We start from the raw sequence: 17891 nt of genomic DNA, 5'->3' as shown, positions 1-17891 counted from the left end.
GTAACAGAAGTACTCACTTGCCATAAAAAAAGGAGTGCCGAGGCACTCCTTTTTATTGAGTTTAGTCTGGCTGTTATGCCTGTTCCATCTCAAAAATGATTCGTTCTGCGGCGCAACTAAAGATAAGACGAGCCTTCATCTCGCCCTTCTCTGCATCCCATTCTGTTTCGCTGGTGACACTGTCACCGAAACGTGCCTGAGCCCGGGTCAGATAATCACCAAAAAACGCCAGGGCCGCAGCTTCATCTTTTGCCTGAATAGGCAAAGCCAATACATTGTCGTCTTCAGCGATCATGGAACCGATGTCCAGATACACGCCACATGCATCGCACGCCACGTCTTGTTTCTCTGCGCTCATCTATTACCTCAAGAATGATAGGGATTCGACTGAAATTATAGCCGCAGCTGAACCTAAATAGGGGTGAGCCAGATCACAATCATTTCGGCCCTCAGGCAATTGCCGAGGCTTGAAGTCGCTGAGCTGCCAATAGTTGATCCAATGGCCATCTAGCCGGTTTGTTAGCCGCGTAGGCCTTCGCCGCCTTAGTGACAGATGGCGCACAGTTGTCGATGGCCACCTGCATACCGTGATCACGTTTTCCCTGGTAAGTCAGGGCGTCGGGGGACAAGCAATGTTGCAATCTGGATTGACTGAGGCCGGAGCGTTGAAATGCCGATGCAATCCGCACCCCTGCATCGGATTCCTGATACTCCCGTTTCAAGGCGGCTTCTTCTGGCAACTGGAAACGCTGACGCAGATCCTGTTGCTCCGGCAAGGCCGGCTTGGGCAGCTGAAACTCACCATGCAGGCAGACGTCTTGCGACAACATGGCTAACATTAAGCCAAAGTCACTGCGCCTTTCAGTTTGAATGGCCTGGCTAAGGGAATCCCCCAATTGCCATTCATTGACCAACATGGTCTCAACCTGCATAGAAAACATCCAAAAATCCTGAGTTCAGTCTCTTTATCGGCCTAACAACATAAAACTTTAGGAAAAAGTTGAACCAAGGGCTTTACACCTGCCAATGCTCTGATACTATAGCGCCGCACTTGTGGAGGGGTTCCTGATTGGCCCCAGAAGGTAGCAGTGAGCAGACTCGTCTGATTGCCTGGCCACACGAGCGCCGTGTTAGATAGACGCACACTAAACAATCTATCGAAAGAATTCCGTGGAGGGGTTCCCGAGTGGCCCTAAAGGGTAACAGCAAGCAGACTTGTCTGATTCCTGGCCACACGAGCACCGTGTTAGATAGACGCACGTTAAACAATCTATCGAAAGAATTCCGTGGAGGGGTTCCCGAGTGGCCCTAAAGGGTAACAGCAAGCAGACTTGTCTGATTCCTGGCCACACGAGCACCGTGTTAGATAGACGCACGTTAAACAATCTATCGAGAGAATTCCGTGGAGGGGTTCCCGAGTGGCCAAAGGGATCAGACTGTAAATCTGACGGCTCCGCCTTCGAAGGTTCGAATCCTTCCCCCTCCACCATTATCTGCACTGCACGCCCCTGGCGGTCGGTGACAAGCAACCCCGTGTTAGATAGACGCACGCTAAACAATCTATCGAGAGAATTCCGTAAAGGCATTCCTGAGTGGCCCCAAAAGGTAACAGTGAGCAGACTCGTCTGATTCCTAGGCCACACGAGCACCGTGTTAGATAGACGCACGTTAAACAATCTATCAAGAGAATTCCGTGGAGGGGTTCCCGAGTGGCCAAAGGGATCAGACTGTAAATCTGACGGCTCCGCCTTCGAAGGTTCGAATCCTTCCCCCTCCACCATTATTTACACTGCACGCCCCTGGCGAGCAGTGACAAACGAACTCCGTGGAGGGGTTCCCGAGTGGCCAAAGGGATCAGACTGTAAATCTGACGGCTCCGCCTTCGAAGGTTCGAATCCTTCCCCCTCCACCATTATTTACACTGCACGCCCCTGGCGGGCAGTGACAAACGAACTCCGTGGTGGGGTTCCTGAGTGGCCCCAAAAGGTAACAGTGAGCAGACTCATCTGATTCTCTGGCCACTCGAGCACCGTGTTAGGTAGACGCACGTTAAACAATCTGTCTAGAGAATTCCGTGGAGGGGTTCCCGAGTGGCCAAAGGGATCAGACTGTAAATCTGACGGCTCCGCCTTCGAAGGTTCGAATCCTTCCCCCTCCACCATCATTGCCATACTCGGTTAACCACCTATGCTTAACCGAACAGCTACCCAAACCCCGAGTTAGATAGACGCACGTTAAACAATCTATCGAGAGAATTCCGTAAAGGCATTCCTGAGTGGCCCCAAAAGGTAACAGTGAGAAGACTTGTCTGATTCCCTGGCCACACGAGTACCGTGTTAGGTAGACGCACGTTAAACAATCTGTCTAGAGAATTCCGTGGAGGGGTTCCCGAGTGGCCAAAGGGATCAGACTGTAAATCTGACGGCTCCGCCTTCGAAGGTTCGAATCCTTCCCCCTCCACCATCATTTCAACGCCGCCCTCTGGGCGGCGTTTTTGTTTGTCTCATCGAAAGCAACAACGGTCAAAAGACGACAGCAAATCACCCCTTACTCTATCGCCCTTGGGGTGTCAGTCGACCGACTCAGGCTACACTGTAAGTCAGACACGACTTCGGGAGCGCCGCCATGTCCGATCACCACTTTGCCGATTCCCTGACACCCCAACAAGACCGCGCAGCCGGAGCCGTTATGGGCTCGATCATCGGCGATGCGCTGGGCGTCGGCCCACATTGGTATTACGACCTTGACGAACTGCACGCCGCCTACCCTACTCCGATCTGCGGTTACGTGCCTGTGCATCCAGGACGCTACCACGACGGTGTTGAATTAGGAGATGTCTCTCAAACCGGTCAATTTCAGCAACTTCTATTGGAAAGTCTGGTCGCCAAAGGAACCTACCAAGAAGAAGATTACCTTCGACGGCTCGAACCGCTGCTAGATACCCTTGATGGCGAGCCAGAAAGTGGCCGGTTTACCGAGCAACCTATCCGCGACATCTGGTATGCCCTTAAAGTGGAAGGTAAACACTGGCATGACGATGATTTTGCCTCATTAGCCGATACCTCAGAAGCAGCCCAACGAGCCGTACTGATTGGTGCTCGCTATCATGGTGATTTGATGCAAGCGGGACTCCACTGCGCCGCCTGCGCTCGTCTGACTCACCGCGATCCTGCCATTGTCACCGCATCCACCGCCTTTGGCATCGTCATCGGTGCTCTGGTGGCCGGTATGCCACTGGACGGCAATCTGGGCCAAACCATGCGTCAGATGATACTGCGGGGAGAACTGCCCTTTACTCACGCTGTATTGGCCGAAGAGCAACACCTGGGGCTGACACCGCCTCGCCCGAGTCGTGAATTACCATTTCCCGACGTGCTACTGGGTATGGGCTGGTGGATTCAAGCGGCACAAAGCCCCCACATTCAGGTGCAGCCGCCGGAAGCCATTGCCCAAGTTTACGGCATGGCCTGTTCTCTCTCTATGCTGATGCCTGCTGCTTTCTTCCTGGCAGCGCACACTCCTGACAGCTTTGAGAAGCCGATATTGACCGCCATCAATAGCGGCGGTAATAACATGGCCAGAGCGGCGATGACCGGGGCCCTATGCGGTGCTCATCTGGGCCTGAGTGCTATCCCCAAGCGCCTGATTACCGGACTAAAGGACCACCAACGCTGGGTGAATGACGCCATTCAGCTTGCCAAAGATGCCGACCTTGGTCATTGCAACGCAGAACTGGCTTAGTCCATTAATGCCCCTCTTAGTTTCACCCTTTCGAGCGTTACGGCCCTGTGGCTTGGATTCAGCTAAGAGAAAAGACACTGGGTACCCGCGTTCGCGGGCACGACCGAGGAGTGATTAACCTAGGATGATAACCACCTCGGCAAAGGAGTCATTGCCTGCGGTGACAACCACCTCGGCAAAGGGTTGATTAGCATATAAGGAATACGCGCTTTGCAGAAGCTCCAATAGCGACTTGGTTATCGCAAACCCAACCTATTCGCACCGTCGCCCTTGCGAACGCGAGGGCCCAGCGACTTTGTTTTTAATTGAAAAAACAGAGGCTGGATTCTCACCTTCGTAAGAACAAGGAAAAGCACAGACACTGGATATCCGCGTACGCGGGCATGGCAAGACAATTAACTAAATTGCCTATGCAGCACAAACCACTTTTTGACGGCCACACCGCCTGGCGGCGTCAGTAGCCACTGTCGTCCCGTTCCTTTAATGGGGTTAGCAGATAACCCAAGCCGTTGTGTTTGATCTCCAATAACAGCGCCAGTTTTTCACCAATGGGGCCATTGGGCCAGCCCTTGTTTTGCATCCACACCAGGTAGGCGATAGGAATGTCCGCCATAATCACCCCTTGGTATTTACCAAAAGGCATGCGTTGGGTGGCTAACTCTCTTAACACTTCGGTTTGCATTGGGTACCATGCCTGCTCAGTTATCACGTTACCGGATGGACTAACAACCTGACCTGACTCCATAATCAGGCTGACGCGACTTGCGCATCTTCAGGTTCACCGCTCCGAACTCAGAAGGAATCATAAAGATGTCTCGTCGTTGGGTAAACTGGGCTATTGCCCAGATTGAAGCCGATTTCCAGCGAAGTGCCGATACGCACCTGATTAAACTGGATCTTCCCTGCCTGCCCGAGGTCGATCTTTACCTCAAGGACGAAAGCACCCATCCAACCGGCAGCTTGAAACACCGCTTGGCCCGGTCACTGTTCCTGTACGGCCTGAGCAACGGCTGGATCACCGAGGGAACACCGGTGATCGAGTCCTCCTCCGGCTCTACTGCGGTGTCTGAAGCCTATTTTGCCCGCTTACTGGGGCTGCCGTTTATCGCGGTGATGCCGCACTCCACCGCCAGCAAGAAGATTCGACAGATTGAGTTCTATGGCGGCATCTGCCACCTGGTCGACCCTAAGGACATCTACGTTGAATCCGAACGACTGGCCCGCGAGCGCAACGGCCACTACATGGATCAATTCACCTACGCCGAACGGGCCACTGACTGGCGGGGTAACAACAACATCGCCAACGCCATCTTCAACCAGATGCAGCGAGAGCGCTTTCCCGAGCCACGTTATGTGGTAATGAGTCCGGGCACCGGCGGTACCTCAGCCACCATTGGCCGTTACATTCGCTACCAGAAACTGAACACCGAACTGTGTGTGGTCGATCCGGACAACTCGGTGTTTTACGACTACTTCACACAGGGCGATGTCAACATCAGCAGCCACCACAGTTCCCGCATCGAAGGGATTGGCCGGCCGCGGGTAGAACCTTCGTTTATCCCGGGGGTCGTCGACCAAATGCGTAAAATTCCCGATGCGGCCTCGGTAGCCACGGTTCACTGGCTGGAATCGATTCTGGGCAGAAAAACCGGTGCCAGTACCGGCACTAACCTCTATGGTGCCCTGCAACTGGCCTCCGAGATGGCCGCGCGCGGTGAGTCCGGCTCTATTGTGACGCTGCTGTGCGACAGCGGCGAACGCTATCTGGACAGCTATTATGATAATGAATGGGTCGCGACCCATATTGGCGATATCGAACCTTATATGACCAAACTGAATGCATTTGCAAAAACCGGAGAGCTGTCATGAGCACTACCAAAGCCGTAGTCGTCTTTAGCGGCGGCCAGGATTCCACCACTTGTCTGGTACAGGCTCTGACACAGTACGATGAAGTACACGCCATTACCTTCGACTATGGCCAGCGCCACCGTCAAGAGATCGAAGTCGCTCAGGCACTGGCCTCCCAGCTCGGCGTCACAGCCCACAAGGTGCTTAACGTCGGCCTGCTGAACGAACTGGCCATCTCTGCCCTGACCCGGGATGACATTCAGGTGGATCACGCCCTGATGGACAATGGCCTGCCAAATACCTTTGTGCCTGGCCGGAACATTCTATTTCTGACCCTGGCCGGGATCTACGCCTATCAGATTGGTGCCGAAGCGGTCATCACCGGTGTGTGTGAAACCGACTTCTCCGGTTATCCGGACTGCCGCAATGACTTCGTCAAGGCGATGGAGTCTGCTCTGGTTCAGGGTATGGACCGGCCGCTGAAGCTGGTCACACCGTTAATGTGGCTCAACAAGGCAGAAACCTGGGCCATGGCCGACCACTACCAGTCTCTGGCTCTCGTTCGGGATCATACCCTCACCTGTTACAACGGCATTAAAGGCAAAGGCTGTGGCGACTGCCCCGCCTGCCACTTACGCAGTCGCGGGCTGGAAGACTACTTGAACCACCGGGACACCGTCCTCAGCGATGCACGACAAAAGGCTCACCTTGATTAAAGACAAATGGGGCTGGCCCAGCGCCAGCCAGTGGAGTATGCCGGCGCTACTGGCCATCCTGGCCGTTGGCCTGTACCTGCTGCCGCAGTTTCATGACGCCCTGATCTGGTCACGGCCACACCTGGACCACGATCAGTGGTGGCGCCTGTTCACCGGGCACCTGTTGCACAGCAACGGCTACCATCTGCTGATGAATTTAGGGGGGATGGCGGTGATGTTAGGGCTGTTCCAGCCTCACTTTCGTTTCTCAACCATTCTCATGTTGAGTTTGTTTTGTGGTCTGTGCATCAGCCTGGGTGTGTATTGGTGGGTCGACGGCACCCAACGTTATGTCGGACTGAGTGCCGTCCTGCACAGTTGGTTTACCTATGGCGCCATTCAGGACTGGAAAAACGGCAGCAAACTGGGGCCACTGCTTCTGATTGGGGTTATCGCCAAGGTCACCTGGGAAAATGTGGTGGGCGCCAGCGGCGACCTGGCAAGCTTGATTCAGGCCAGAGTTGCCGTCGAAGCCCACCTCTACGGCGTGCTGTCAGCGTTGCTGTTTGTCGGGCTGATGCAACTGAAGCGCCAACCTGAACGCTCCATTACCAGCTAGTGGCATAGCTGCCTTGGCCGTGGCCTTCCTTGAAGGCCAGAGCCATCTGCCGATACGCCTGCTCGTAGTCACCTTCCACTGCCGCTTCGTACGCCAAATTATCCCGCACCGCTTCGCGAATGGCTCCGGCGGCGGTAGGGTAATCTTGCAGCAATTGGTTAATATCGGGAGTCTCTGGCTGGCTGTAATCGTAGATCATGCCACTGGTATCAAACATCCGCGCTTGAGGCTGTGGCTGTAACAATTCAGCCTGTGCGCTATCGACCTGCTGACGTTTTGCGTTCTCTACCTCCATGCTGCCCAAGATCAGTGCCGCAACAGCGGCGACAGCAAAAAGGGTAATGCCCAATGCTTTTTGCATAACTCGCCCTCCACATCGCTGTGGTGCCCGGCATCTTCGGCCCGATTTTCGACCTGAAGGCGCCGCACCAACCCAAGTCTGAGTGAGCGCCAATGGCGCCCTTTCTCAGCCTTAAGTATGGGCTATCCGGCGGCCAGTTGCTGTCTGAGCGCCTCAATCTGATCCCGAACCGACGCGGCCTCCTCAAACTCGAGGTTGCGTGCATGCTCATACATTTTGGTTTCCAGAGACTTAATCTCTTTGGCCAACGCTTTGGGATCCACTGGCTGGTAGACAGGCTTAGGTTCTGCCACCCGGCGTTTACCACTCTGCTGACCAGGACGTCCGCCAATGTCCATTACATCGGTGATCTTCTTATTCAAACCGGTAGGCACAATACCGTGGGCCTGGTTATGGGCCTGTTGCTTGTCCCGGCGGCGATTGGTCTCGTCCATTGCCCGCCTCATCGAACCGGTGATGCGATCGGCATATAGGATTGCCTTACCATTGAGGTTTCTCGCCGCCCGGCCAATAGTCTGGATCAGCGACCGATCGGAGCGCAAGAAGCCCTCCTTATCCGCATCCAGAATCGCTACCAGCGATACTTCGGGCATGTCCAAGCCTTCTCGCAACAAGTTAATGCCGACCAGCACATCAAACTCACCCAGGCGCAGATCACGAATGATCTCCATCCGCTCGACGGTATCAATGTCCGAGTGCAGGTAGCGCACCTTAATACCATGCTCATCGAGGTACTCACTCAGATCTTCCGCCATGCGCTTGGTCAGTGTGGTCACCAACACCCGCTCGCCCACTTCGATGCGTTTTCTGGCTTCGGACAGCAGATCGTCCACTTGGGTGGCGACCGGGCGGACTTCCAGTTCTGGGTCGAGCAGACCGGTTGGACGAACCACCTGATCGATCACCTCATCATGGGATTTTTCCAGCTCGTATTTGCCCGGCGTGGCCGAGATAAACACCGTCTGCGGAGTGATGGACTCAAACTCCTCAAACTTCAATGGCCGGTTGTCCATGGCCGACGGCAATCGAAACCCATACTCCACCAGAGTCTCTTTTCGGGAGCGATCGCCTTTGTACATGGCCCCAATCTGAGGCACCGTTACGTGGGACTCATCAATCACCAACAATCCGTCATCGGGCAAGTAATCGAGCAGCGTCGGCGGCGGCTCTCCTGGGGCCCGCCCTGACAGGTAACGAGAGTAGTTTTCAATGCCGGAGCAATACCCCAGCTCCAACATCATCTCAATATCAAATTGAGTGCGTTCTTTGATCCGCTGCGCCTCGATCAACTTATTGTTATCCAGCAAATACTGATGGCGCACTTTGAGCTCCGCCTTGATGTGCTCAATCGCCTCAAGCACCGTCTCACGCGGTGTGACGTAGTGGGTTTTCGGGTATACCGTGGCCCGTGCGACCTCTTTTTCAAGAGCGCCGGTGAGGGGATCAAACAGAGTGATTCGCTCGACCTCTTCATCAAACAACTCGACCCGCACCGCATGACGCTCGGAATCCGCCGGGAAGATGTCGATAACCTCTCCACGTACTCGAAACGTGCCGCGCTCGAACGCCATATCATTGCGGGTGTACTGCAGCTCCGCCAGCCGCTTCAGCATGTCACGCTGATTAATGATGTCACCCTGGCGCAAATGCAACAACATGGCCATGTAGGCCTTAGGATCCCCAAGACCGTAGATGGCCGACACCGAAGCCACCAACACCACATCTTTACGCTCCATCAGCGCTTTGGTGGCCGACAGCCGCATCTGCTCAATGTGATCGTTGATGGAGGCATCTTTCTCGATAAAGGTATCGGACGCCGGCACATAAGCTTCTGGCTGATAATAGTCGTAATAAGAAACGAAGTACTCGACCGAGTTTTCCGGGAAAAACTCTTTCATTTCACCATACAGTTGAGCTGCCAAGGTTTTATTTGGGGCCATGATAATGGTTGGCCGACCAAGTTCGGCAATCACATTGGCCATGGAGTAAGTCTTGCCAGAGCCGGTTACTCCCAGCAGCGTCTGGTGAGCCAAGCCACTGTCAATGCCGTCGATCATCTTGGCAATGGCTTCCGGCTGATCTCCTGCCGGTTTAAAAGGCGAACAAAGCTTAAACGGTCGACTCATTGGGTTCCTCGGAGGTCGATTCTTTAACTGGACACAACTGACCGCAGACGGTACGCCAGGCGATTACGCCGGTGATCAAGTTGGCAATGGCCGCACCCACAAACACCCCGGTCAGGCCGGCAATTTTACCACCAATGAATGCCAGAGGCAGATACATGACAAATAGGCGGACCAGGTTCAGCCCCAAAGCCAACATCGGTTTATGCAAGGCATTTAGGCTGGAATTGGATAGGATAACCACCCCCTGAGCCCCGTAGGCCAACGGCAGAATGGTGACCAACAGAACAATGATCTCTGCCACCGCTTTATCTTGTCCGAACGCATCGCCGATAAAGGAGGACAGCAACAGCAACAGTAAGTACACCGCCCCCTGAAAAACCAAGACAAACTTAATGGTGCCCAGATAAGCTTGACGAACGCGATCGTGCCGCCCCGCAGCGTAATTCTGACTGATAAACGGTGGCAGTGTCATGGACAGCGTTAAAATCACCAGGGTAACCAGCGACTCCAGCCGACCTCCGACTCCAAACGCCGCCACCGCCTCATGGCCATATTGAGCAATAATGGCAGTCATACCCGCCATAGCGACTGGAGTCAGCATGTTGGAACTGGACGCCGGTAAGCCGATGGCCAAGATGGTTTTTGCCGACTGCAGCCGGCAATTCCAACTGGCCTTCCAGGCAATGGCTTTCATCTGGATAAACAGCATGTACAGAATGATGGCCGAACTGAAGGCATACGCCAGCACCGTCGCCAAAGCCGCTCCGGTCAGCCCCATCGCCGGAATTGGCCCTAAACCAAAGATCAAAATCGGATCCAGAATTACGTTCATGGCCGCGCTAGACGCCATGACCATGCTGGGCAATCGCGTATTGCCATTGGCGCGCAACACCGCATTACCCACCATTGGGAAGGCCACAAATACGCCACCTATCAACCACACATCCATAAACTGAGCAATGACCGGCAACGTCGCTTGATCGGCACCAATCAACACAAAAATGCCGTCGTGCAACAGCCAAACCAAGGCACAGAGCAGCATCACCAACACCGCAGACAGCACCACCGCTACACCACCCTGATGCCGTGCCAATTCGCTGTCGCCTTTACCCTGACTGCTGGCCACCGTTGCCGAGGTGCCCACGCCCAAACCAATGACCAGACTGATCACCGTGAAGGTTACCGGAAAGGTAAAACTGAATGCCGCCAACTCGGCCGTTCCCAGCAAGCTGACAAAATAGGCATCGACGAAGTTGAAGGTCATCATCATCGACATGGCAATCAGCATTGGCCAGGTCATTCGCCATAATTGTGTGTTCACACTGCCTTGAGTCAGGTCATGGACAGTCGTTCGGCTCACTTGGCCTCCAATAGTTCAAATATGCGCATAAATGACGCTTTTGGCACAAAATCTGTCATTTAATACACAGCTTCTGAAGCTGCAATCAAACAAACATTTAAATGTTGTGCATTTTAATGACCACTTGAGAGGTCATTCTTAAGTTGTTGTTTTATATAGGCAGCCAGTTACTCACAGCGCCTGTGGAAATCGACATGAAGCCCATTGTGGCAGGCATTACAGCAATTTGCATAACTTTAACTAACACAGTTATCCACAAAAACAGTGGATAAAGCTTGAAACCCCTTGAGCGGCGTGCACTAGAGAGATGTCAATAGTCGAAACGGCAACATTCGAAAAAACTTATACGTTAAACACACTGAGCTTGTGTCAAGCAAATCAACAAGTTTTTCCAGGCTGATGAGAAAATCGACAACGACACAACATGACTGAAAATCAAGTTTAAACGACCAACCAATTTAGTCGGGATTGTATCACCATAGCGCCCTAAAAGTGTGACCTTCGCCCATCGCATGCTTAAGATATCGACAACCTAAGCGATGCTGCCCTCGTTCAAACCAGCACCACCCTCACGACCGCCCAATCGAGTTCGCAGCGATCTCTTACATCACTGACAATCATTTCCCTCAAGTGACAGTCGTTAGAAACACCCTGCCCGCTTTCTGTCTTGACCTCGTCTACAACAAACAGCCTCTTTGAAAGCACCGCTGCGAGGCAGTAGAGTGACTCCTAATAAACACTTCAGCCAAAAGGTATTTCAGCGATGTCCCCAAAACGCACACAGATCGAGGTGGTCTATCTGGACGGTTCTCGAGGAAAAGCCATCGCCACCGGTACTAACGCCGCCTGGGTGTGCAATTGTGGCAATGAGCAACTGCTACTGGGGCGAGCCGCCCCTGACACGGCCACTAACACCCCACCCCAAGTGGAATGCCCTGCTTGTCACCGGCAATTTAGAGTGGCCCCGATTGGCGGGACGCAATCAGACGCGATGGAAGTCTCTGAAATTGCGACGGGCTAACGCCTATTCGGCGCTTGAGCAAAGGCTAAAGTATCAATCAGTCTGGAAAATGAACGAACCATCTTAAATCCATCGATTATCTTGTCACTGCTGGTGGCGAACGTTTAGCAAGCGAGCATCGCCGTCACAGTTGTGAGGGCATTTTTTTGTGCGCAGATTCCAGCCTTGAGGTATTCTTTTTAATGATGAAAATCGGTATGTTGGGCACTACATAGGCAACTGATTGGTCAGATGCAGTTTTTTGTTCGACGGGAGTTGACAGCTTACCGTTAGCGGCTTAATATGCGCCCCGTTTTCGGCAAACAGGCAACCAGTTGTCTGGTGTGGTGAAAGCAATACGGACGCGGGGTGGAGCAGCCTGGTAGCTCGTCGGGCTCATAACCCGAAGGTCGTCAGTTCAAATCTGGCCCCCGCAACCACTTAACTCTGGAGAGAGTCAAATCACTCAACAATGCGATTCCCCCTTAGTTCAGTCGGTAGAACGGTGGACTGTTAATCCATATGTCGCTGGTTCAAGTCCAGCAGGGGGAGCCAATTTCGGTCGCGGGGTGGAGCAGCCTGGTAGCTCGTCGGGCTCATAACCCGAAGGTCGTCAGTTCAAATCTGGCCCCCGCAACCAACTTCTTACTCTGGAGAGAGTCAAATCACTCAACAATGCGATTCCCCTTAGTTCAGTCGGTTTAACACCACGTGGACTGTTAAAAACAGGGAGTTGGCTCCGGAGGGAGTATAAGCACTCAACAATGCGATTCCCCCTTAGTTCAGTCGGTTTAACACCACGTGGACTGTTAAAACAGGGAGTTGGCTCCGGAGGGAGTATAAACACTCAACAGTGCGATTCCCCCTTAGTTCAGTCGGTAGAACGGTGGACTGTTAATCCATATGTCGCTGGTTCAAGTCCAGCAGGGGGAGCCAATTTCTAGGTTTGTTGTTGATGACCATCAACGACAGTCTAAAGAGTTTCGGTCGCGGGGTGGAGCAGCCTGGTAGCTCGTCGGGCTCATAACCCGAAGGTCGTCAGTTCAAATCTGGCCCCCGCAACCAACTTATAATGAAGCTCTAGCCGCAAGGCTGGAGCTTTTTTATTACGATAAAGAAAGTCCTGTACACCGCATTGGCGCTGAGGCCTGTTTGTCATAACCCTCAGGCCATCACAGGAACGCCTGCCGGTTCAATCAGGCCCCGCAACCAACTTATAATGAAGCTCTGGCCGCAAGGCTGGAGCTTTTTTATTGCGATAAAGAAAGTCCTGCACATCGCATTGGCACTGAGGCCTGTTTGTCATAACCCTGAGGCTAAAAGCCACTGGCCCCTCGCGTTCGCTAGGGCGACGGTGCTAGTTGGATCGGTTTGCGGTAAATCTGCTCTACCGTGGCGACGGCAGAGCTCAGCATTGGTGATTACCACTCAACGTCCAATCATCCCTGTGTCGTGCCCGCGTAGGCGGGTACCCAGTGATGTGATGGACGCCCCCCTACGATACGGCGTCAAATGCGCCAGAATTAAGTTGCGAAACATAATTCCCAGAGGAGCGTCCATCATGTCTATTAAAGCCATTGGAATCGATTTAGCCAAGAGTGTTTTTCAGGTATGTGTTCTGCAGGAGGATGGTTCAATCCTATGGAACCGCAAGGTCAAAAGGGAGAAGTTGCTTCATACCCTGCGCAACTTTCCTGCTAAAACGTTGGTGGCCATGGAGTCTTGTGCCCGCTCCCACTATTGGGGAAGGCGGCTTGAGCAGGCTGGCTATCAGGTGAAGCTCATCCCCGCGCAACACGTTAAGCCGATGGTGTCAGCGCAGAAGAATGATGCCAATGATGCGTTAGCTATCTGCGAAGCGGCGTTCCGGCCGAAGCTGCACTCGGTTCCCATAAAGACCGTCGAGCAGCAAGACATAAAGGCTTTGCGCTGCGTTCGGCAGAGGATGGTTGAATACCGAACCGCCCTTGCTTGTCAGATGCGCGGCTTAGCAGGGGAGTATGGTGTGAACTTCGGCACAGGGATAAAGGTGCTGAGGAAAGAGCTCCCAGACACGATAGAGGACGGTGATAACGACCTGAGTGTTGTCATGCGGGGGTTATTGTTGAGAATGCAGAGCGAACTAAAGGCTCTGGATGAGGAAATCAAAGCCCTAGAGCAGGATATTCATCAGTTGTGTAAACAGCAGCCTCGATATCAATTGCTGCAGGGCATCCCCGGATTCGGTCCTATAGTTGCGGCGGCTTTCGTCAGTGAAGTGGGTGATGGTCTTCAGTTCTCTAATGGCCGGCAGTTGTCGGCTTGGTGCGGCCTGGTTCCCAAGCAGCGGAGTACCGGAGGCAAGACCCGGTTAGGCAGCATCACCAAGGCCGGGAATAAGCAGTTGAGGGTGTTGCTGATACACGGAGCGAGAGCGGTATTTGCTCATGTGTCGAACCGAAATGACAGACTGGGGCGATGGCTGAACAAGCTAATAGTGCGCCGAGGTAAGCGTAAAGCGATAGTGGCGTTAGCGAACAAGCTGGCGCGAATAGCCTGGAGCATGACGGTCAGCGGCAACAAGTTTGAACTGACCCATGCGTTTGCAGTAACCAAGTAGTTAAGCTCCCTGAAGCCAGGGAGGTGCAGTGAGTACCGCGTAACCTGAGTTTGCAAACCTTGATGAACAAACGGTAATCCGGCCTGGCAAGAGCCTGAAATAAGACCGACAGTAAATGTCGTCCCAGCGTGTAGGCTGCCAGGTTCGGACCACATTATGGCGCTACCTCGAGAAGGTAAAACAGACGCCGGATATACGTCCGCAAACCGACCTCATCAAAGTCTTGCAGTTGCAGGGGCGTCCATATACGTCTTTTTTCACAATCAAACCCAAAGCCACTGGCCCCTCGCGTTCGCAAGGGCGACAGTACTGATTGGATGGGTTTGCGGGAAATCTGCTCTACCGTGGCAACGGCAGAGCTCAGCATTGGTGATTACCACTCAACGTCCAATCATCCCTCCGTCGTGCCCGCGTAGGCGGGTACCCAGTGTCTTTTTTCACAATCAAACCCAAAGCCACTGGCCCCTCGCGTTCGCAAGGGCGACGGTACTAATTGGATGGGTTTGCGGGAAATCTGCTCTACCGTGGCGACGGCAGAGCTCAGCATTGGTGGTTACCACTCAACGTCCAATCACCCCTCTGTCGTGCCCGCGGATGCGGGTACCCAGTGTCTTTTTTCACAATCAAACCCAAAGCCACTGGCCCTCGCGTTCGCAAGGGCGACGGTACTGATTGGATGGGTTTGCGGGAAATCTGCTCTACCGTGGCGACGGCAGAGCTCAGCATTGGTGATTACCACTCAACGTCCAATCATCCCTCCGTCGTGCCCGCGTAGGCGGGTACCCAGTGTCTTTTTTCACAATCAAACCCAAAGCCACTGGCCCCTCGCGTTCGCAAGGGCGACACGAAGAGGTGCGACGTTATGGCTGGTTAAAGTGGACGCCATCAGCCTGGGTTAACACTCCCACTGCCCGCTAGCCCTCATAAACCGCAAAGCTGGCGTAGCCCACCACCCGCTCTTTATCACCGGCGGTATCACCAGAATTCAGGTATTCCATACAGCGTACCTGCATGCCTCGTTCTTTGGCCAACAGCATCAACCCATTAATGGCGCGACATCCGCAGGCATCCTCACCATGCAGCGGCCCATCAAGGGTCTCGATGCGATGACAGGTTCCCCTGTCTTTGTCTTTCGCCTTGGCATACTCCATAAAATGACTGAGATCCGAACTAACCACCACCAGGGTCTCATCGCCCCCCCACAGGCGCTTCATTGCTTTTGCCACCAGGGTGGCCGAGGCACTGCCCACCAGCAGAGGGACAATGCGGGCGTTAGAGAAGCAACGCTTGATAAAAGGCAACTGCACTTCGAGGGAATGCTCTTGCTGGTGCGCTTCATCGCGAATCTCTATGCCATCGATATCCAGCAAGCGTTGACACGCGGCGGTGTCTATCTCCACCACACCAAAGGGCGTATCAAAACCGTCCACACCGGGTAACGCGATTCCTTCGAAGGCCAGTCGGTGACTGGGACCCAACATTATCACTCGACTGACATGACCGGCGATGGCATCCAACGAGCCGAAAAGTCGGCCGGCCACTGCGCCGGAATAGGCATAGCCGGCATGAGGGACTATGATCGCTTTTGGCATTCCCAAGGCATGCCCTGGAGTGACCAATTGATCTAACTGCTCCGCCAGTATTGCGGGATCATCAGGATAGAAACTGCCGGCGACCGCCGTTGCACGTACACTCATACCCCCTCCTTATCTGCACAGAGGTATACTTAAAGCGTACTCGATTTTCAGCCAAAGGTAATCGGAGTCCGGCCATGTTAAGGAACAACAGGGCGATCGCCTCACCACCACAGTTTCACCCCACCCGTTACTGGCATCGTCTAGCCGACGGTCGGGTGCAGTGCGATTTGTGTCCGCGGCACTGCCAGCTTAGGGAAGGGAAACGTGGTGCCTGTTTCGTTCGCGCCAACCACCAGAACAAAATCGTACTGACCAGTTATGGACGCTCCAGCGGTTTTTGCATCGACCCCATAGAAAAAAAACCACTAAACCACTTTCTCCCTGGTACTTCGGTGTTGTCCTTTGGTACCGCAGGTTGCAACCTGAGTTGTGAGTTCTGCCAAAACTGGAATATCAGCAAATCCAGACAATGGGACACCCTGGCAGATGCCGCTATGCCTGAGGCTTTGGCCAGCACCGCCAAACGGTTGGGCTGTGCCAGTGTGGCATTCACCTACAACGACCCGGTGATCTTTCTCGAGTACGCCGTCGACACCGCCATTGCCTGCCATGAGTTGGGAGTGCGCTCTGTGGCCGTCAGTGCCGGCTACATCGACCCGGCACCCAGAAAAGCGTTTTTCCACCACATGGACGCTGCCAATATCGATCTGAAAGCCTTCAGTGAACGCTTCTACCGCAAGATCTGTCATGGTCACCTGGCAGACGTACTCGATACCCTGCTCTATCTGAAACACGAAACCCAGGTTTGGCTGGAGATCACCACCCTGCTCATTCCGGGTGAAAACGACGATCCGCAAGAGACTCAGGCTATGTGCCGTTGGCTGATTGACAACCTGGGACCCAACGTACCGCTGCACTTCAGCGCATTTCATCCCGATTTTCACATGATGGATAAACCCCGCACCCCCAAAGCCACTCTGCTGCGAGCAAGGCGCATCGCTCAAGAAGCCGGGCTCAACTACGTGTACGTTGGAAATGTGCATGATCCCGCCAGTGACAGCACCTGGTGCCCCCATTGCGGTTCTCTACTGATTGGAAGAGATTGGTACCAACTTACTCACTGGCATCTGGATGGCGGTCGCTGCCCGAAGTGCGACACCCTTGTGGACGGTGTGTTTGACGCTGAGCCTGGCCATTTTGGCCGACAACGAATTCCGTTCCGCATCAGCCCCTAACCCGGCTCAGAAAAGGACTCCACCTCATAGCGGAACCAGCGCATTTCGGGACTCCAGAAATCACTTGATAAGCCGGCTTTAGCTTTTAGTGCAGACACAAACGCCCTCGGCTCCGGTAGCGACTCCCATACCTGTGGCAAAAACGTCGCATGGTGACGGCCACAACTGACCGTCAAGCCATCCTTGCCCGGTGACACCATTTTCAGTAATTGGGCATCACTGGCAACGCTCATCGGCTGTTGTTTCGACAGCACCGATATGCCAATACGGACCAGAGCCAACTCCTTGGCCGCCAGCGGCTCAAAACGACGGTCTTCAAACGCCGCCGAATAGGAAAAATAGGCTATGGTCTCGGCCAGCGACTGATTCGCAACCAGAGTTCCAACACAGCCACGTAATGCACCGGCTTTAGTCAGGGTTACGAAACAGGCGGCATGATGACGAAAGACAGCGTCGGTAAAACCGGACAGTGGTTGCCTGCAACCGTGACTGAGGCCGTATTCAATGCTGTCCCGAGCCAGCATCAGCAATTGACGGCGCTCGATTGTCCCGAGTCCGCGCCGGTCCTCAGCCGCCTTCGCTTCAGTCCTCTCTGCCATCCTCGACTCCTGTCATTCTCTGTCACCGTTTCCGTCAGCGTAGCACAGAGCCCACATCCAGCCAGAACTCA

Annotated in this window: 14 protein-coding genes and 10 tRNA genes; 16 read left to right on the top strand and 8 right to left on the bottom strand. The window is 53.9% G+C overall.

The features are described from left to right. Positions 1–73 precede the first annotated feature (73 nt). Together J8Z22_RS09545 and J8Z22_RS09540 are read right to left on the bottom strand one after the other, a co-directional pair. Positions 74–358 (bottom strand): DUF406 family protein, encoded by a 285-nt coding sequence (locus J8Z22_RS09545; RefSeq protein WP_028112361.1) that lies wholly within the window; start codon positions 356–358, stop codon positions 74–76. 91 nt (positions 359–449) lie between these two features. Next, positions 450–941, bottom strand: a complete 492-nt coding sequence (locus J8Z22_RS09540) for a VC2046/SO_2500 family protein (RefSeq protein WP_084144362.1) — start codon at positions 939–941, stop codon at positions 450–452. Positions 942–1404: 463 nt separating this feature from the next. Here J8Z22_RS09540 and J8Z22_RS09535 point away from each other — a divergent pair. From J8Z22_RS09535 to J8Z22_RS09510, 6 genes are all read left to right on the top strand, one after another. Next, a tRNA-Tyr gene (locus J8Z22_RS09535) sits at positions 1405–1489 on the top strand. Positions 1490–1695: 206 nt separating this feature from the next. Continuing rightward, positions 1696–1780, top strand: a tRNA-Tyr gene (locus J8Z22_RS09530). Positions 1781–1827: 47 nt separating this feature from the next. Next, a tRNA-Tyr gene (locus tag J8Z22_RS09525) sits at positions 1828–1912 on the top strand. 164 nt (positions 1913–2076) lie between these two features. Next, positions 2077–2161, top strand: a tRNA-Tyr gene (locus tag J8Z22_RS09520). A 217-nt stretch (positions 2162–2378) separates the two neighbouring features. Then, positions 2379–2463 (top strand) — tRNA-Tyr (locus tag J8Z22_RS09515). A 162-nt stretch (positions 2464–2625) separates the two neighbouring features. After that, complete coding sequence (locus J8Z22_RS09510) at positions 2626–3741, top strand: ADP-ribosylglycohydrolase family protein (protein WP_252010195.1); 1116 nt, start codon at positions 2626–2628, stop codon at positions 3739–3741. 454 nt (positions 3742–4195) lie between these two features. Here the strand turns inward: J8Z22_RS09510 and J8Z22_RS09505 are convergent, their stop codons facing one another. Then, entirely contained in the window at positions 4196–4384 is a 189-nt protein-coding gene (locus J8Z22_RS09505) for a DUF3820 family protein (RefSeq protein ID WP_371878131.1), read from the bottom strand. Positions 4385–4551: 167 nt separating this feature from the next. On the opposite strand from J8Z22_RS09505, the gene J8Z22_RS09500 reads away from it, so the two are divergent. Genes J8Z22_RS09500 through rrtA form a run of 3 tightly spaced genes read left to right on the top strand, consistent with a single transcriptional unit; the run spans position 4552 to position 6903 of the window. Then, entirely contained in the window at positions 4552–5610 is a 1059-nt protein-coding gene (locus tag J8Z22_RS09500) for a PLP-dependent cysteine synthase family protein (RefSeq protein ID WP_252010194.1), read from the top strand. Further along, positions 5607–6305, top strand: a complete 699-nt coding sequence (gene queC, locus J8Z22_RS09495; protein ID WP_252010193.1) for a 7-cyano-7-deazaguanine synthase QueC — start codon at positions 5607–5609, stop codon at positions 6303–6305. The genes J8Z22_RS09500 and queC overlap by 4 nt, the downstream gene beginning before the upstream one ends. Further along, positions 6298–6903 carry a rhombosortase gene (rrtA, locus tag J8Z22_RS09490; RefSeq protein ID WP_252010192.1) on the top strand — a complete coding sequence of 202 codons (606 nt, stop codon included), beginning with the start codon at positions 6298–6300 and terminating at the stop codon, positions 6901–6903. The genes queC and rrtA overlap by 8 nt, the downstream gene beginning before the upstream one ends. On the opposite strand, the gene J8Z22_RS09485 is transcribed toward rrtA, so the two are convergent. From J8Z22_RS09485 to J8Z22_RS09475, 3 genes are all read right to left on the bottom strand, one after another. Next, entirely contained in the window at positions 6893–7264 is a 372-nt protein-coding gene (locus tag J8Z22_RS09485) for a hypothetical protein (protein ID WP_028115065.1), read from the bottom strand. The genes rrtA and J8Z22_RS09485 overlap by 11 nt on opposite strands. 122 nt (positions 7265–7386) lie before the next feature. Further along, positions 7387–9390 (bottom strand): excinuclease ABC subunit UvrB, encoded by a 2004-nt coding sequence (uvrB, locus tag J8Z22_RS09480; protein ID WP_252010191.1) that lies wholly within the window; start codon positions 9388–9390, stop codon positions 7387–7389. After that, positions 9374–10690: an MATE family efflux transporter gene (locus J8Z22_RS09475; protein WP_371878130.1), complete on the bottom strand. Its 1317-nt coding sequence runs from the start codon at positions 10688–10690 to the stop codon at positions 9374–9376. The genes uvrB and J8Z22_RS09475 overlap by 17 nt, the downstream gene beginning before the upstream one ends. A 1423-nt stretch (positions 10691–12113) precedes the next feature. Here J8Z22_RS09475 and J8Z22_RS09470 point away from each other — a divergent pair. The 6 genes from J8Z22_RS09470 (at position 12114) to J8Z22_RS09445 (ending at position 14349) form a co-directional block, all read left to right on the top strand. Then, a tRNA-Met gene (locus tag J8Z22_RS09470) sits at positions 12114–12190 on the top strand. A 39-nt stretch (positions 12191–12229) separates the two neighbouring features. After that, a tRNA-Asn gene (locus tag J8Z22_RS09465) sits at positions 12230–12305 on the top strand. Between the two features lie 8 nt (positions 12306–12313). Next, positions 12314–12390: transfer RNA gene (locus J8Z22_RS09460), tRNA-Met, on the top strand. A 220-nt stretch (positions 12391–12610) separates the two neighbouring features. Further along, a tRNA-Asn gene (locus J8Z22_RS09455) sits at positions 12611–12686 on the top strand. Positions 12687–12738: 52 nt separating this feature from the next. After that, positions 12739–12815: transfer RNA gene (locus J8Z22_RS09450), tRNA-Met, on the top strand. Between the two features lie 496 nt (positions 12816–13311). Beyond that, positions 13312–14349: an IS110 family transposase gene (locus tag J8Z22_RS09445; protein ID WP_252009391.1), complete on the top strand. Its 1038-nt coding sequence runs from the start codon at positions 13312–13314 to the stop codon at positions 14347–14349. 914 nt (positions 14350–15263) lie between these two features. Here the strand turns inward: J8Z22_RS09445 and amrB are convergent. After that, entirely contained in the window at positions 15264–16046 is a 783-nt protein-coding gene (amrB, locus tag J8Z22_RS09440) for an AmmeMemoRadiSam system protein B (RefSeq protein ID WP_028115068.1), read from the bottom strand. A gap of 74 nt (positions 16047–16120) precedes the next feature. Here amrB and amrS point away from each other — a divergent pair, with 74 nt between their 5' ends. Next, positions 16121–17221: an AmmeMemoRadiSam system radical SAM enzyme gene (gene amrS, locus J8Z22_RS09435; protein ID WP_252010189.1), complete on the top strand. Its 1101-nt coding sequence runs from the start codon at positions 16121–16123 to the stop codon at positions 17219–17221. Here amrS and amrA read toward each other — a convergent pair. Then, entirely contained in the window at positions 17218–17820 is a 603-nt protein-coding gene (gene amrA, locus J8Z22_RS09430; RefSeq protein WP_252010188.1) for an AmmeMemoRadiSam system protein A, read from the bottom strand. The genes amrS and amrA overlap by 4 nt on opposite strands. Positions 17821–17891: the final 71 nt, after the last annotated feature.

It is taken from the genome of Ferrimonas sp. SCSIO 43195 (assembly GCF_023716685.1).
Classification (GTDB): Bacteria; Pseudomonadota; Gammaproteobacteria; order Enterobacterales; family Shewanellaceae; genus Ferrimonas; species Ferrimonas kyonanensis.
Note: the sequence above shows the minus strand (reverse complement) of the source record. Positions and strands in the feature narration are given on the sequence as shown.

Coding starts and splice junctions, on each gene's coding strand:
- J8Z22_RS09545 (WP_028112361.1), bottom strand. CDS start 358: ATGAGCGCAGAGAAACAAGACGTGGCGTGCGATGCATGTGGCGTGTAT.
- amrA (WP_252010188.1), bottom strand. CDS start 17,820: ATGGCAGAGAGGACTGAAGCGAAGGCGGCTGAGGACCGGCGCGGACTC.
- J8Z22_RS09510 (WP_252010195.1), top strand. CDS start 2,626: ATGTCCGATCACCACTTTGCCGATTCCCTGACACCCCAACAAGACCGC.
- J8Z22_RS09485 (WP_028115065.1), bottom strand. CDS start 7,264: ATGCAAAAAGCATTGGGCATTACCCTTTTTGCTGTCGCCGCTGTTGCG.
- amrB (WP_028115068.1), bottom strand. CDS start 16,046: ATGAGTGTACGTGCAACGGCGGTCGCCGGCAGTTTCTATCCTGATGAT.
- J8Z22_RS09500 (WP_252010194.1), top strand. CDS start 4,552: ATGTCTCGTCGTTGGGTAAACTGGGCTATTGCCCAGATTGAAGCCGAT.
- amrS (WP_252010189.1), top strand. CDS start 16,121: ATGTTAAGGAACAACAGGGCGATCGCCTCACCACCACAGTTTCACCCC.
- J8Z22_RS09540 (WP_084144362.1), bottom strand. CDS start 941: ATGTTTTCTATGCAGGTTGAGACCATGTTGGTCAATGAATGGCAATTG.
- J8Z22_RS09475 (WP_371878130.1), bottom strand. CDS start 10,690: ATGACCTGGCCAATGCTGATTGCCATGTCGATGATGATGACCTTCAAC.
- J8Z22_RS09505 (WP_371878131.1), bottom strand. CDS start 4,384: ATGCCTTTTGGTAAATACCAAGGGGTGATTATGGCGGACATTCCTATC.
- J8Z22_RS09445 (WP_252009391.1), top strand. CDS start 13,312: ATGTCTATTAAAGCCATTGGAATCGATTTAGCCAAGAGTGTTTTTCAG.
- uvrB (WP_252010191.1), bottom strand. CDS start 9,390: ATGAGTCGACCGTTTAAGCTTTGTTCGCCTTTTAAACCGGCAGGAGAT.
- queC (WP_252010193.1), top strand. CDS start 5,607: ATGAGCACTACCAAAGCCGTAGTCGTCTTTAGCGGCGGCCAGGATTCC.